Genomic DNA, 13,593 nt, shown 5'->3' on the forward strand with positions numbered 1-13,593 from the left:
TAGAAAGGAGGTGATCCAGCCGCACCTTCCGGTACGGCTACCTTGTTACGACTTCGTCCCAATCGCCAGTCCCACCTTCGACGATTCCCTCCCACAAGGGGTTGGGCCACCGGCTTCGGGTGTTACCGACTTTCGTGACGTGACGGGCGGTGTGTACAAGGCCCGGGAACGTATTCACCGCAGCAATGCTGATCTGCGATTACTAGCAACTCCGACTTCATGGGGTCGAGTTGCAGACCCCAATCCGAACTGAGACCGGCTTTTTGAGATTCGCTCCACCTCGCGGTATCGCAGCTCATTGTACCGGCCATTGTAGCACGTGTGCAGCCCAAGACATAAGGGGCATGATGACTTGACGTCGTCCCCACCTTCCTCCGAGTTGACCCCGGCAGTCTCCTGTGAGTCCCCATCACCCCGAAAGGCATGCTGGCAACACAGAACAAGGGTTGCGCTCGTTGCGGGACTTAACCCAACATCTCACGACACGAGCTGACGACAGCCATGCACCACCTGTACACCGACCACAAGGGGGGCACTATCTCTAGCGCTTTCCGGTGTATGTCAAGCCTTGGTAAGGTTCTTCGCGTTGCGTCGAATTAAGCCACATGCTCCGCTGCTTGTGCGGGCCCCCGTCAATTCCTTTGAGTTTTAGCCTTGCGGCCGTACTCCCCAGGCGGGGAACTTAATGCGTTAGCTGCGGCACGGACGACGTGGAATGTCGCCCACACCTAGTTCCCAACGTTTACGGCGTGGACTACCAGGGTATCTAATCCTGTTCGCTCCCCACGCTTTCGCTCCTCAGCGTCAGTATCGGCCCAGAGATCCGCCTTCGCCACCGGTGTTCCTCCTGATATCTGCGCATTTCACCGCTACACCAGGAATTCCGATCTCCCCTACCGAACTCTAGCCTGCCCGTATCGAATGCAGACCCGGGGTTAAGCCCCGGGCTTTCACATCCGACGCGACAAGCCGCCTACGAGCTCTTTACGCCCAATAATTCCGGACAACGCTTGCGCCCTACGTATTACCGCGGCTGCTGGCACGTAGTTAGCCGGCGCTTCTTCTGCAGGTACCGTCACTCTCGCTTCTTCCCTGCTGAAAGAGGTTTACAACCCGAAGGCCGTCATCCCTCACGCGGCGTCGCTGCATCAGGCTTTCGCCCATTGTGCAATATTCCCCACTGCTGCCTCCCGTAGGAGTCTGGGCCGTGTCTCAGTCCCAGTGTGGCCGGTCGCCCTCTCAGGCCGGCTACCCGTCGTCGCCTTGGTAGGCCATCACCCCACCAACAAGCTGATAGGCCGCGGGCTCATCCTTCACCGCCGGAGCTTTCCACACGGAGACCATGCGATCCCGTGTCGTATCCGGTATTAGACCCCGTTTCCAGGGCTTGTCCCAGAGTGAAGGGCAGATTGCCCACGTGTTACTCACCCGTTCGCCACTAATCCCCTCCCGAAGGAGGTTCATCGTTCGACTTGCATGTGTTAAGCACGCCGCCAGCGTTCGTCCTGAGCCAGGATCAAACTCTCCGTGAATGTTTACCCGTAATCGGGTGACACTCGCGTTGAGCGGAACAACCAGGCGGAATAAGCCCGGTCGTTCACAGCGTCCTCGCTGTGTATCGCCTACCGGCACATCGTGTCGGCAGGACTTTCAAAGGAACCTCGTCCCAGCTGATGCTGGAGACGGGGTATCAACATATCTGGCGTTGACTTTTGGCACGCTGTTGAGTTCTCAAGGAACGGACGCTTCCTTTGTTCCTGTTTCACCAGGATCTCCGGGCGCTTCCCTTCGGTCTTGCGTTTCCGACTCTATCAGATCCTTTCGGCTCCGATTTTCGCCGGTACGGTCCGGGCTTTCGGCCCTTTCCGCGTTTCCAACCTTACCAGATCCGTTTCCGTCTCCGGCCCCCTGTTGGAGCGGGGTTGGCCTTCCGGGCTTTCGCCTTTTCGGCCTTTCCGACTTTAGCAGATCCGCGCCTTGCCGTTTCCCTTTCGGATTACGGTTCGGCGGAATTACTTTCCGGCGGATGGTTCTTCGCGCCTTTCGGCGTGACCGCTACTTTAGCGACTTTCCTGTGCGGCTCATAATCGGGCCGACGGGATCGGATTTTGGCAATGCCAAAGGCGACCCGTTAGGGAAGTGCACGTAGTGGTTGGTTATGCCGTCCGGTGGTCTGCGCAAAGGGCGCTGACCTCCTCCAGCGGCTCGGGCTACGTTAGGCGTTTGACCCTCGAGAGTCAAGTCTCTCGGGGCGCTCAGGTGGCTGGCGTGGTGCGGCGGCGCGGGGTGTGCGGGCGGTACTGGCTGACGGTGCGGTCGCCGGCGATCCAGTAGCGCCAGGGGTGGTCGGCGCCGTCGCCGCCGACGCCCACCCGGGGGCCGTTGCGGACCTGGGCGGGGGCGGCGGGGGTGCCGTACAGAACGGAGAGCGGGGCGGTGGGATCGCCGCCGTGGCAGACGTCGGTGCCGTCCAGGGTGCGGTCGATGTCGAGGGCGGTGGCCAGGCGGGCCGGGCCCTTGGCCAGCTCGTGGGCGTTGCGGGCCTTGGGTCGGCGGCGGGCGGCGAGGGGGGCGCCGGTGGTGATCTCGCCGGCGCGCAGCAGGATGCCGCTCGCCTTGTTCTCGGGGCCGCAGACCAGGTTGACGCTGAACCACATGCCGTAGATGAAGTAGACGTACGCATGGCCGGGCGGGCCGAACATCGAGGCGTTGCGGGCGGTGCGGCCGCGGTAGGCGTGGGAGCCGGGGTCGGTCTCGCCGTCGTAGGCCTCGACCTCGGTCAGGCGGAGCTCGATGGGGCCGTCGGGGGTGTGGCGTACCAGGGTGCGGCCGAGGAGATCGGGGGCGACGTCCAGAACGGGGCGGTCGAAGAAGTCGCGGGAGAGCGGCATACGTTCCGGTACGTCGGTCATGCGCACCGAGCCTAGTGCAGGCAGGGGGCGGGCGACTGGCCGCAGGGGCATCGGGGTTGGGAAGGTGTGGCCGTAGAGATCACGCCGGGGCGGACGAGGGTCCGGAGCCCGGTGTGTGCACTGAGCACAGGCGTTGCGCCTGGGGAGGACGAGCATGGGGTTCAAGAAGCTGCTGGCGAGCTTGGGGGCCGGGGGCGCCAAGGTGGAGACGGTCCTCTTCGAGGAGAACGTCGTGCCGGGCGGGGTCGCACAGGGCGAGGTGCGGATGCAGGGCGGGTCCGTGGCGCAGGACATCCAGGGGCTGTCCGTGGGGCTTCAGGCGGTGGTCGAGGTGGAGACCAGCGACGGGGAGCGCAGGGAGAACATCGAGTTCGCCGAGCTTCAGGTCGGTGGCGCGTTCCAGGTGCAGCCGGGGGCCGTGCACACCGTGCCGTTCGGGCTGGAGATTCCGTGGGAGACGCCGATCACGTCGTTCCTGGGGACGCATCTGAAGGGGATGAGCGTCGGGGTGTCGACGGAGCTGGCGATTGCGCGGGCGGTGGACTCCAGTGATCTCGACCCGGTCACTGTGCATCCGCTGCCGGCGCAGCAGGCGATTCTGGATGCGTTCGGCCGGCTCGGCTTCCGGTTCAAGAGCGCCGATCTGGAGAAGGGGCACATCCGGGGGACGCGGCAGAAGCTGCCCTTCTATCAGGAGATCGAGTTCCACGCGCCGCAGCAGTACCGCGGGCTGAACCAGGTCGAGCTGTCGTTCGTCGCCGATGAGCGGGAGATGGATGTGGTGCTGGAGATGGACAAGAAGCCGGGGCTGTTCACGGGCGGGTCGGATTCCTACCGGCAGTTCACGATGGACCTCGACGACTACGGGGCGACCGACTGGGCCGGTTACCTCAACCAGTGGCTGGCGGAGGTCGGCGGGAAGCGGAACTGGCTCTAACCTGGCCGGACAGAGTGTCAGCAAGCGACCAGGAGGTTCGAGGTGTCCGAGCTGAAGCGGCGGCCGCTCCCGCACGATTTCCATCCGCCGGTACCGGAGTTCGCGGTGTCGAGCGAGGAGGTGGAGCCGGGCGGGACGCTGCGGCCGGAGCAGGTCTTCGCCGAGGGGAACCGTTCGCCGCAGCTGCGGTGGGAGGGGGCCCCGGAGGGGACCGGGAGCTACGCCGTCACCTGCTACGACCCGGACGCGCCGACGGGCAGCGGCTTCTGGCACTGGGTGCTGTTCGACATTCCGGCGTCGGTGACGGAGCTGCCGGCCGGGGCCGGGAGCGGTGACATGAAGGGGCTGCCCGAGGGCGCCGTTCATGTGCGGAACGACTACGGGACGCGGGACTTCGGGGGCGCGGCGCCGCCGCCCGGGGACGGTCCGCACCGCTATGTGTTCACCGTGTACGCGGTGGACCAGGAGAAGCTCGGGCCGGATGCGGAGGTCTCGCCCGCGGTGGTGGGGTTCAATCTGCGGTTCCACGCGATCGGGCGGGCCCAGCTGATCGCCGAGTACGAGGTGCCGGCGCAGGGCTGAGTCCGTGCCGGGCCCGTGGTGACGTGGCCCGTAATTCCGTTGCGCCCCGGCGCTTCCCGCACGCACAGTGGTGACTGGTCGGCGACCTGAAAGGGCCGTCGGGCGGCCGGTACCGCAGTGGCGGGAGCGTCGGGGCGCAGGTGTGTCGCCCCCTTGTTTGCCGGAGCCCGCCGTTGGGCGGGCGTCCTCGCCAGCTGCCGTGCGCTCCGGGTCCCGTGTGTGTCACGGGGGCGGGATCCGGAGCGTTTCCTTTGTGGTCCCGTCCGGTGTCGGTGCGACTGCGGGTACGGGTTATTGGTCCCGTTTTCGGACCTTTTACCGCCCTTTGTGCGGCCCGTTCAGGGTGCCGTCGGATCACCTCTTCTTCATCTTCCCCTCGCCTTCCATTTCCCTTGTGGCGTACGGAAATTGCGTTGTTCGGGGAATACCTGCCACTGCACAGTGGAGCAACTTCGCCGCGGGGGCGGAGCGGGTCCGGAAGGTGGGCGGGATGCGCGAGACGCTGGTGCTCAATGCGAGCTTCGAGCCGCTGTCGACGGTGTCGCTGCGACGTGCGGTGGTGCTGGTGATGCAGGACAAGGCCGTGGTCGAGAATGCGCACCCGGGGCTGCGGATCCGTGCCGCTTCGGTGGATGTGCCGGTGCCGCGGGTGATCAGGCTCAGCAGATACGTACGGGTGCCGTTTCGAAGACGTGCACCGTGGTCGCGGCGGGGGGTGCTGGTGCGTGACCAGCACCGGTGCGCATACTGCGGGCGGCGGGCGACGACCGTGGACCATGTGGTGCCGCGGGCGCAGGGGGGCGCGGATACCTGGCTGAATACCGTCGCCTCGTGCGCGGAGGACAATCACCGCAAAGCGGACCGTACGCCGGAGCAGGCGGGGATGCGGCTGCTGCGGAAGCCGTTCGAGCCGACGCCGGCGGATGCGATGCTCTCGGCGCTGGGGGTGTCCGTACGGGAGGAGCTGCCGGACTGGCTGCGGGCGCTACCGGCGTGACAAGCCCCGAGCCATCGCCCGACTCGCCTTATTTGAGGAGGAGTTGGGCGATGGCTGCGAGTCCCACGAGGACGATGACCGCGCGCAGAGCGGTGGGCGGCAGGCGGCGGCCGACGGTGGCGCCTATCTGGCCGCCGAGGGTCGAGCCGGCGGCGATCAGGAGGACGGCGGTCCAGTCGAAGCGGGCGACGAAGAGGAAGAAGACCGCCGCGACGCCGTTGACGATCGCCGCGAGGACGTTCTTGAGGGCGTTGAGGCGTTGGAGGTCGTCGGTGAGCAGCAGGCCCATCAGGGAGAGGTATATGACGCCCTGGGCGGCGCCGAAGTAGCCGCCGTAGACGCTGGCGAGCATCACGCCGAGGAGCAGCAGGGGGCCGCCATGGCGGGGCGCGGTGGTGTTGTTGCGGGCGCGCCGGGCGCGCAGGGCGGCGGCGAGCTTCGGCTGGAGCACCACGAGGACCAGGGCGACGGCGATCAGTATGGGGACGATCGCGTCGAACGCGCTGGAGGGCAGCGCCAGCAGGAGGATCGCGCCGCCCAGGCCGCCGATCAGGCCGGCCGCGCCGAAGCGGAGGATGCGGGTGCGCTGGCCGCTCAGTTCGCGGCGGTAGCCGAAGGCGCCGCTGAGGGAACCGGGTACCAGGCCGAGCGTGTTGGAGACGTTCGCCGTGACCGGCGGCAGGCCAAAGGCCAGCAGTACCGGGAAGGTGAGGAGAGTGCCGGAGCCGACGATGGTGTTGATGGTGCCGGCGCCGATCCCCGCGGCGAAGACCGCGACGCATTCCCAGAGGGACATGGCCATCTCCTTGCATGTTCAGTGGTCGCCTCCCCGCCATGAAGGTCGAGGGGCCACCATTGATCATGCATCAGGGGCGCCCTGGTGTCAGTCGATCGGGGGAGTTTCCCGGTTCGGGCTGCTGGGCTTGGGGATGGAGCCGCCGCCGGTGGGCGGGGCGAAGTTGCCGATGGCGCCGCCGAGGCCCTTGAGGGCGTCGCCGATCTCGCTGGGCACGATCCAGAGCTTGTTGGCGTCGCCCTCGGCGATCTTCGGGAGCATCTGGAGGTACTGGTAGGAGAGCAGCTTCTGGTCGGGGTCGCCGGCGTGGATGGACTCGAAGACCACCCGGATCGCCTGGGCCTCGCCCTCGGCGCGCAGGGCGGCGGCCTTGGCCTCACCCTCGGCGCGCAGGATGGAGGACTGCTTCTCGCCTTCGGCCGTCAGGATCTGGGACTGCCGGACGCCTTCGGCCTGGAGGATGGCGGCGCGCTTGTCGCGGTCGGCGCGCATCTGCTTCTCCATCGAGTCCTGGATGGAGGTCGGCGGCTCGATGGCCTTGAGCTCGACGCGGTTGACGCGGATGCCCCACTTGCCGGTGGCCTCGTCGAGGACGCCGCGGAGGGCTGCGTTGATCTCCTCGCGGGAGGTCAGGGTCCGCTCCAGGTCCATGCCGCCGATGATGTTGCGCAGGGTGGTGACGGTGAGCTGCTCGATCGCCTGGATGTAGCTGGCGACTTCGTAGGTCGCGGCGCGGGCGTCGGTGACCTGGTAGTAGATGACGGTGTCGATGTTCACGACCAGGTTGTCCTGGGTGATCACCGGCTGCGGGGGGAACGGCACGACCTGTTCGCGCAGGTCGATGCGGTTGCGGATGGAGTCGATGAACGGGACGACGATGTTCAGGCCGGCGTTGAGGGTGCGGGTGTAGCGGCCGAAGCGCTCGACGATGGCGGCGCTGGCCTGGGGGATGACCTGGATCGTCTTGATGAGTGCGAGGAAGACGAGCACCACCAGGATGATCAGGACGATGGCGATATCCACAGCGGCTCCCGTGCCCTTCGTAGCTGGTCCGTGCCGGCCGCTCACCGGCATGACGGTCAATCGGTTGTGCGGTCGTTGCCGTTGATCAGTCTTTCAGAGACGTGGTGCGTCGTGCAGTGCGTTCCGGTCAGATGACGACGGCTGTGGCGCCTTCGATCTCGACGACGTCGACTTTCTGGCCGACTTCGTAGATCTGGTCGTCGTCGAGGGCGCGGGCGGACCAGACTTCGCCGGCGAGTTTGATGCGGCCGCCGTCGGTGCCGTCGATGCGTTCGAGGACGGTTGCGGTCTTTCCCCTGAGGGCGTCGATACCGGAGGCGAGTTGGGGGCTGCCGCGGTGGCGGTTGGCGATGGGGCGTACGACGGCGATCAGCGCGACCGATACGGCGGCGAAGACGAGGAATTGCGCGACGGTGCCGCCACGGAGTGCGGCGGTGACGGCACCGGCGGCGGCGCCGACCGCGAGCATCCCGAATTCGGGCATCGCGGTCACGACGAGAGGAATGCCCAGTCCTACGGCGGCGATCAGCCACCACACCCATGGATCCACGGGTTCATGGTAGGTCCGCGGTGCGGCCCGGGACAGGGCGCGACCGGTCAGGCGAGGGGCAGTCCCTGGGCGGTCCAGCGGCCGTTGTTGTGTTCGACGACGAGGGGGAGGCCGAAGCAGTGGGAGAGGTTGCTGGAGGTGAGTTCGAGGTCGAGGGGGCCGGCCGCGAGCACCTTGCCCTGACGGATCATCAGGACGTGGGTGAAGCCCGGGGGGATCTCCTCGACGTGGTGGGTGACCATGATCATCGAGGGGGCGTACGGGTCACGCGCGAGACGGCCCAGCCGGCGGACGAGGTCCTCGCGGCCGCCGAGGTCGAGGCCGGCGGCGGGCTCGTCCAGGAGGAGGAGCTCGGGGTCGGTCATCATGGCGCGGGCGATCAGGGTGCGCTTGCGCTCGCCCTCGGAGAGGGTGCCGAACTTCCGGTCGAGGTAGTCGTTCATGCCGAGGCGGTCGAGGAAGGCGCGGGCGCGCTGCTCGTCGACGTCCTCGTAGCTCTCCTGCCAGTGCGCGGTCATGCCGTACGCGGCGGTGAGCACGGTCTCCAGCACCGTCTGGCTGCGCGGCAGCTTGTCGGCGAGGGCGATACCGGCGATGCCGATGCGCGGGCGCAGGTCGAAGACGTCGACCCGGCCGAGCTTCTCGCCGAGGACGGTGGCGCTGCCGGTGGACGGGAAGAGGTAGCTGGAGGCCACGTTCAGGAGGGTGGTCTTGCCGGCGCCGTTGGGGCCGAGGATCACCCAGCGCTCCCCCTCCTTCACCGACCAGGAGACCTGCTCCACCAGAGCCCGTCCTTCGCGGACCACGGATACGTCCACCAGCTCCAGCACATCGCTCATGAGCGCGTTGTCTCCCATTGCTCTCGGTCGTCTCGTGCGCCTGTGGGCGCCTCCCCCCAGCAAACCTACGCCACTCGATGTCGGTGCCGTTCCCTAGGCTGGGGGCCATGCTCGATGAACCTCGTTCAGGACGGCTGGCGTCGTGGGGAAATGCCCTTTTGGCCGGACTTGTCTCACCTGATGAAGCCGCGCACCGTATCGCGGACGACGACACGGTGCACCGCGTCGTGGACCTGCCCGGGGAGGAGGCGCCGGTCGGGCTGACGCTCGCGCTGGGGCGGCTGCGGCGGCTGGGGGCGGTGGGCCTGCGGGTGGCGCTGCCGGTGCCGGGGCATCCGCTGGGGCTGAGCGGACCGCCGGAGTTCAATGCGCGGGCGCTGGAGGCCGAGGAGGCGGTGCTGGCCGTCGGGGCCGGGCTGGGGCTGGTGCCGGAGGCGTACGAGGCGGGGCCGGAGGGCGGCTCGGGGCCCGATGTGCATACCGAGGTGGTCTGGCGCTGCCTGCCCGCGCGGGAGGCGCCGCCGGCCGATGTGCCCTCGCTCGGCGAGGCGGAGCGGGAGCTGGCGGAGGCGCTGCGGGAGGCGACCGAGGTGCTCTCGAAGCTGGATGTGGCCGGGGCCGGGCCGGTGGCGCAGGCGGCGCTGGAGGCGTACCGGGCGCGGGCGGAGGCCGGACGGCAGGTGCTGGCGCCGGGCTATCCGCCGCGTGCGGTACGGGTGCTGGAGCTGGCGCAGCGGGTGGGTGCGCTGATCGATATCGCGCTCCCCCATAGCCTTAAGGGCATGGGAGGTACCCCCATCGCCGGCGGTGAGCACGGCGGGGCGGTGAGCTCCTCGGAGATCGCGGCGCGTGCCGAGGCGCTGCGGCCGGTGGAGCGTACGGCCCGGCGGGCGCAGGTGGCGGCGTACAACTCCGCGGTGGAGGAGCGGCAGCGGCGCCGGGGGTGAACGGCAACGGCCCCGCCGGACCGCGGTGCGGTCGGCGGGGCCGTCGGGGAGGAGCCGGGGCGGCCCGGGGGTCGGGGCCGGGCCGGGCGGCTCAGTAGTTCAGGGAGCCGTTGGCGAAGGCGGAGTTGAGCACGCCGACGACGTTGATGCTGTTGCCGCTGACGTTCACGGGCGCGTCCACCGGGGCCTGGACGAGGTTGCCGGAGAGGACGCCGGGAGAGTGGACGGCCTTGCCGTCGGCCTGCGAGCCGTCGGCGAACGCGGTGCCGGCGGCGGCACCGGCGGCGAGACCGGCGGTGGCGAGGACGAGAGCGGCCTTCTTGACGGTGTTCATGGGATCGAGTTCCTCACTTGGCGGCTCGGGGCCGCGATGACAGGGCTGCGGGGAGGGGACCGGCCAACGCGCCAGGAGTCCGCGCGGCCGGTCCGGCGTGGTGGCGCGGACGGCGGCGCCGCGCGGTCACCGGGGTCGTACCGGCAGGGCTGCGATCAGAAGTTGACGCAGTGGTTGCCGAAGACCGGGTTGAGGGCCCCGACGATGGTGGCGGTGTTGCCGCAGGCGTTCACGGGGATGTGGACCGGGGCCTGGACGAGGTTGCCGGAGAGGACACCGGGGGACCCCACCGCGGTGCCCAGAGCCTGCGGGCTGTGGGCGGAGGCGACTCCGGCACCCGCGGCGGCGAGACCGCCCGCCACCATCGTGATGGCCGCAACTCGCTTGATGTTCTTCACTTCTCTTGCTCCTCGTTGCCGATGCCGCGACCAGCCGCCGCGACTGCACTGGACAACGCCCGGGCCCGGAGAGGGATACGCCGAATGGGCTACCGCTACACGACAGTATGAATCTCGGATCGGAAGACGACGTTCCGCTTCCGGGGCCACGGGGCGCAGCGGTAGAGGGGCCCGCCTGCCGTCAGCCCGCCATGCCGTGACGGACCGCCCAGAGCGCGGCCTGGGTCCGGTCGGCGAGATCGAGCTTCATCAGGATGTTGGAGACATGGGTCTTGACCGTCTTCTCCGACAGCACCAGCGCCCGGGCGATCTCGCGGTTGGAGCGTCCGTCCGCGATCAGGCCGAGCACCTCGCGTTCCCGTTCGGTCAGTGAAGTGCCGCGCCCGTGGCCGTTGTTGCCCTCCTCCTGGGAGAGCAGGGTGCCGGCGACCTCGGCCTGGAGCAGGACGTGTCCGGCGTCCACGGAGCGGATGGCGGCGGCCAGCGCCTCGGGGTCGATGTCCTTGTAGACATAGCCCGCCGCACCGGCCCGCAGGGCGGGGACGACGGTGCGCTGTTCGGTGAAGCTGGTGACGATCAGCACGCGTGCGGGGTTGTCCAGTCCCCGCAGGGTGCGCAGCGCCTCGATGCCGTCCGTGCCGGGCATCTTGACGTCCATCAGGACCACGTCCGGGCGCAGCTGTTCGGCGGCCGCGACGCCCTCGGAGCCGTCGGACGCCTCCCCCACCACCTCGATGTCGTCCTGGACCTCCAGGAACGTGCGTAGTCCCCGCCGTACGACCTGGTGATCGTCCACCAGCAGTACGCGGATCGAGCGGGTGTCAGCCACCGGGTACCTCCATCTCCACGGCGGTGCCCCGGCCGGGCTCCGACGTCACGGTGAGCTTGCCGCCGACGCCGCCGGCGCGGTCCCTCATCGATACGAGTCCCAGGTGCCGGCCGGCCCGGCGGACCAGTCCGGTGTCGAAACCGCGGCCGTTGTCGGCGATGCGCAGCAGGGCGCCCAGGCCGTTGCGGGTGAGGGTCACCTCGACCTGGCCGGCGCCCGAGTGCCGCAGCGCATTGTGCAGCGCTTCCTGGGCGACCCGCAGCATCGCCTCCTCCTGGGCGGCCGGGAGCGCGCGGACCCCGTGGGAACAGAAGGTGACGCGGGCGGTGTGGGCGCGGTCGAGGACCTGCACCTGGGAGCGCAGGGTGGCGACCAGGCCGTCCTCGTCCAGGGCCGCCGGGCGCAGCTCGACGACGGCGGCGCGCAGTTCGTCGGCGGCCTCCGCGGCCAGCGCGGCGACCTGGTGGAGCTCGTCCTTGGCGCGGGCCGGATCGCGGTCGACCAGGGCGGTGGCGGCCTGGGCGGTCAGCCGGAGGGAGAAGAGCTTCTGGGAGACCGCGTCGTGCAGTTCGTGCGCGAGCCGGGCGCGCTCCCCCGCGATGGTCAGCTCGCGGCTGCGCTCGTAGAGGCGGGCGTTGGTCAGGGCGATGGCGGCGTGCTGGGCGAGTATGCCCAGGAGGTGCTCGTCGTCCTCGGTGAAGCCGCAGCGGCCGTCCTCTTTGGGGCAGCGCTTGTTGGCCAGGAAGAGGGCGCCGAGGATGTCGTCACCGTCGGCGACCGGGAGGCCCAGGAAGTCGGACATGTCCGGGTGGGCGGCGGGCCAGCCGCCGAAGCGCGGGTCCTCGCGGACGTCGGCCAGGCGCTCGGGGGTGGCGTTGTGCAGCATCGCGGCGAGGATGCCGTGCTGGCGCGGCAGCGGGCCGATGGCCTTCCACTGTGCGGCGCTGACGCCGTCCACCACGAACTGGGCGAAGCCGCCGTGGTCGTCGGGCACGCCCAGGGCGGCGTACTCGGCGTCCAGCAGTTCGCGGGCCGAGGCCACGATCGTCTTGAGGACGTCGCGCACCTCCAGATGCCTGCTCATGGCCAGGATCGCGGTGCTCACCGCGGGGATCCCGGCTCCCGGACCGTTACTCATGGGCTCACCGTACCGGCGGGTCGGCCGGCCCGTATCGGTCCGGCGGCGGCCGCCCGCTACGACCCGCGGCCTAGGTCGAATGCCCTGCTCAGGGCCCGTCCGGGGGCCGACGTCTCGCGCGCGCCCGCGTTCCTAGGTTGGGGCGAGGCCGGGAAACGGACTGCCCGGCCCGGACGGGGGACGTGAGCATGCCGGTGGCGATCGTGACGGGCGCATCGAAGGGACCGGGCCGGGCGCCGGACCGGGACGCCGTACGGCTGCTGGTGAGCCGGGGCGGGGCGGCGCCCGCGCACCATGCGTTCGGGGAGCTGCCGGGGCTGCTGGCGCGGGGGGACGTCCTGGTGGTGAACACCTCGCGGACGCTGCCGGCGGCGGTGGACGGCCGGACGGGGGACGGGCGGGGGCGCGGTGAGCCGGTGGTGGTGCATTTCTCGACGCGGGCGGACCGGTGGCATCCGGCGGGGCGGGAGGTCGCCGGGTGCTGGGCGGTGGAGCTGCGCACCCCGGACGGGCGGGGCGGCACCCGGCCGCGGGCGGGCGGCCCCGAGGGCGCCGTGGTGCGGCTGCCGGGCGGGGCGCGGCTGACGCTGTGGGCGCCGGTGGAGCCCGGGGGCGTACGGCTGTGGTGGGGGCGGGTGACGGGCGGCTGTGCGATGCAGGTGATGCGGCACCACGGGCGGCCGATCCGGTACGGGTACCCGGAGCGGGAGCAGCCGCCGGGGGCGCAGCAGTCGGTGTTCGCGGTGGACTCCCCCGGTGCCGGCAGTGCGCGGATGCCCGGTGCGGCCCGGCCGTTCACGGCGGGGCTGGTGGCGCGGCTGGTCGGTGCGGGGGTGCAGTTCGCGCCGATCTCGCTGCATACGGGGGTGGCGTCGGCGGAGGCGTTCGAGCCGCCGGATGCGGAGCGGTTCGCGGTGCCGGCGGCGACGGCGTGGCTGGTGAACGCGGCGCGGGCGCGGCGGCGGGCGGCTTCGCGCGCCGCGGGCGGGCGGGTGGTGGCCGTGGGGGCGACGGCGGTACGCGCCCTGGAGTCGGCGACCGGGCCGGACGGGCGGGTGCGGGCGGCCGCCGGGTGGACGGATCTGGTGGTGACCCCGAAGCGGGGGGTGCGGGCGGTGGACGGCCTGCTCACCGGGCTGCATGAGCCGACGGCCTCGACTCTGCTGATGCTGGGGGCGATGGCGGAGCCGGATGTGCTGGAGCGGGCATATGCGGCGGCCGGGGCGCGGCGCCGTCTGTGGCAGGAATGCGGTGACCTGCATCTGGTGCTGCCGGGGTGAGTCCCAGACTCGTCGGATGGCGCATTCGACG

Annotated in this window: 14 protein-coding genes and 1 rRNA gene; 5 read left to right on the forward strand and 10 right to left on the reverse strand. The window is 69.7% G+C overall.

All coding sequences use genetic code 11. The features are described from left to right. Window positions 1-3: 3 nt before the first annotated feature. A 16S ribosomal RNA gene (locus B1H19_RS11050) occupies window positions 4-1,532 on the reverse strand. Window positions 1,533-2,255: 723 nt separating this feature from the next. Further along, the gene (locus B1H19_RS11060; protein ID WP_083104447.1) at window positions 2,256-2,912 is read right to left on the reverse strand and encodes a DNA-3-methyladenine glycosylase; all 657 of its coding nucleotides are present in this window, start codon (window positions 2,910-2,912) and stop codon (window positions 2,256-2,258) included. A 154-nt stretch (window positions 2,913-3,066) separates the two neighbouring features. Between B1H19_RS11060 and B1H19_RS11065 the strand changes: the two genes are divergently transcribed. The 3 genes from B1H19_RS11065 (at window position 3,067) to B1H19_RS11075 (ending at window position 5,428) form a co-directional block, all read left to right on the forward strand. Continuing rightward, a complete protein-coding gene (locus tag B1H19_RS11065) occupies window positions 3,067-3,849 on the forward strand; it encodes a sporulation protein (protein WP_083109547.1) in 783 nt (260 codons plus the stop codon). A gap of 42 nt (window positions 3,850-3,891) precedes the next feature. After that, window positions 3,892-4,431, forward strand: coding sequence for a YbhB/YbcL family Raf kinase inhibitor-like protein (locus B1H19_RS11070; RefSeq protein ID WP_083104448.1), 540 nt, complete (start codon window positions 3,892-3,894; stop codon window positions 4,429-4,431). 490 nt (window positions 4,432-4,921) lie between these two features. Continuing rightward, window positions 4,922-5,428, forward strand: a complete 507-nt coding sequence (locus B1H19_RS11075) for an HNH endonuclease (RefSeq protein ID WP_083104449.1) — start codon at window positions 4,922-4,924, stop codon at window positions 5,426-5,428. A 28-nt stretch (window positions 5,429-5,456) separates the two neighbouring features. Here the strand turns inward: B1H19_RS11075 and B1H19_RS11080 are convergent, their stop codons facing one another. The 4 genes from B1H19_RS11080 to B1H19_RS11095 form a co-directional block, all read right to left on the reverse strand. After that, complete coding sequence (locus tag B1H19_RS11080; RefSeq protein WP_083104450.1) at window positions 5,457-6,224, reverse strand: sulfite exporter TauE/SafE family protein; 768 nt, start codon at window positions 6,222-6,224, stop codon at window positions 5,457-5,459. Window positions 6,225-6,311: 87 nt separating this feature from the next. Then, window positions 6,312-7,298, reverse strand: coding sequence for an SPFH domain-containing protein (locus B1H19_RS11085; protein WP_083109548.1), 987 nt, complete (start codon window positions 7,296-7,298; stop codon window positions 6,312-6,314). A 76-nt stretch (window positions 7,299-7,374) separates the two neighbouring features. Next, window positions 7,375-7,785, reverse strand: coding sequence for an NfeD family protein (locus tag B1H19_RS11090; protein WP_083104451.1), 411 nt, complete (start codon window positions 7,783-7,785; stop codon window positions 7,375-7,377). A 59-nt stretch (window positions 7,786-7,844) separates the two neighbouring features. After that, window positions 7,845-8,654, reverse strand: a complete 810-nt coding sequence (locus tag B1H19_RS11095) for an ABC transporter ATP-binding protein (RefSeq protein WP_083104452.1) — start codon at window positions 8,652-8,654, stop codon at window positions 7,845-7,847. Window positions 8,655-8,743: 89 nt separating this feature from the next. Between B1H19_RS11095 and B1H19_RS11100 the strand changes: the two genes are divergently transcribed. Continuing rightward, window positions 8,744-9,583 (forward strand): hypothetical protein, encoded by an 840-nt coding sequence (locus tag B1H19_RS11100; protein WP_083104453.1) that lies wholly within the window; start codon window positions 8,744-8,746, stop codon window positions 9,581-9,583. 91 nt (window positions 9,584-9,674) lie between these two features. Here the strand turns inward: B1H19_RS11100 and B1H19_RS11105 are convergent, their stop codons facing one another. The 4 genes from B1H19_RS11105 to B1H19_RS11120 all read right to left on the reverse strand — a co-directional run bounded on the left by B1H19_RS11105 (window position 9,675) and on the right by B1H19_RS11120 (window position 12,282). Next, window positions 9,675-9,917: a chaplin gene (locus tag B1H19_RS11105; RefSeq protein WP_083104454.1), complete on the reverse strand. Its 243-nt coding sequence runs from the start codon at window positions 9,915-9,917 to the stop codon at window positions 9,675-9,677. Window positions 9,918-10,072: 155 nt separating this feature from the next. Further along, complete coding sequence (locus B1H19_RS11110; RefSeq protein ID WP_083104455.1) at window positions 10,073-10,315, reverse strand: chaplin; 243 nt, start codon at window positions 10,313-10,315, stop codon at window positions 10,073-10,075. A gap of 181 nt (window positions 10,316-10,496) precedes the next feature. Continuing rightward, the gene (locus B1H19_RS11115) at window positions 10,497-11,144 is read right to left on the reverse strand and encodes a response regulator (protein WP_083104456.1); all 648 of its coding nucleotides are present in this window, start codon (window positions 11,142-11,144) and stop codon (window positions 10,497-10,499) included. After that, window positions 11,137-12,282, reverse strand: coding sequence for a GAF domain-containing sensor histidine kinase (locus tag B1H19_RS11120; RefSeq protein ID WP_083104457.1), 1,146 nt, complete (start codon window positions 12,280-12,282; stop codon window positions 11,137-11,139). The genes B1H19_RS11115 and B1H19_RS11120 overlap by 8 nt, the downstream gene beginning before the upstream one ends. Before the next feature lie 188 nt (window positions 12,283-12,470). Here B1H19_RS11120 and B1H19_RS11125 point away from each other — a divergent pair, with 188 nt between their 5' ends. Further along, window positions 12,471-13,562, forward strand: coding sequence for an S-adenosylmethionine:tRNA ribosyltransferase-isomerase (locus B1H19_RS11125; protein ID WP_083104458.1), 1,092 nt, complete (start codon window positions 12,471-12,473; stop codon window positions 13,560-13,562). The last annotated feature ends 31 nt before the right edge of the window (window positions 13,563-13,593 follow it).

The sequence above is a fragment of the Streptomyces gilvosporeus genome (genome assembly GCF_002082195.1).
Taxonomy (GTDB): domain Bacteria; phylum Actinomycetota; class Actinomycetes; order Streptomycetales; family Streptomycetaceae; genus Streptomyces; species Streptomyces gilvosporeus.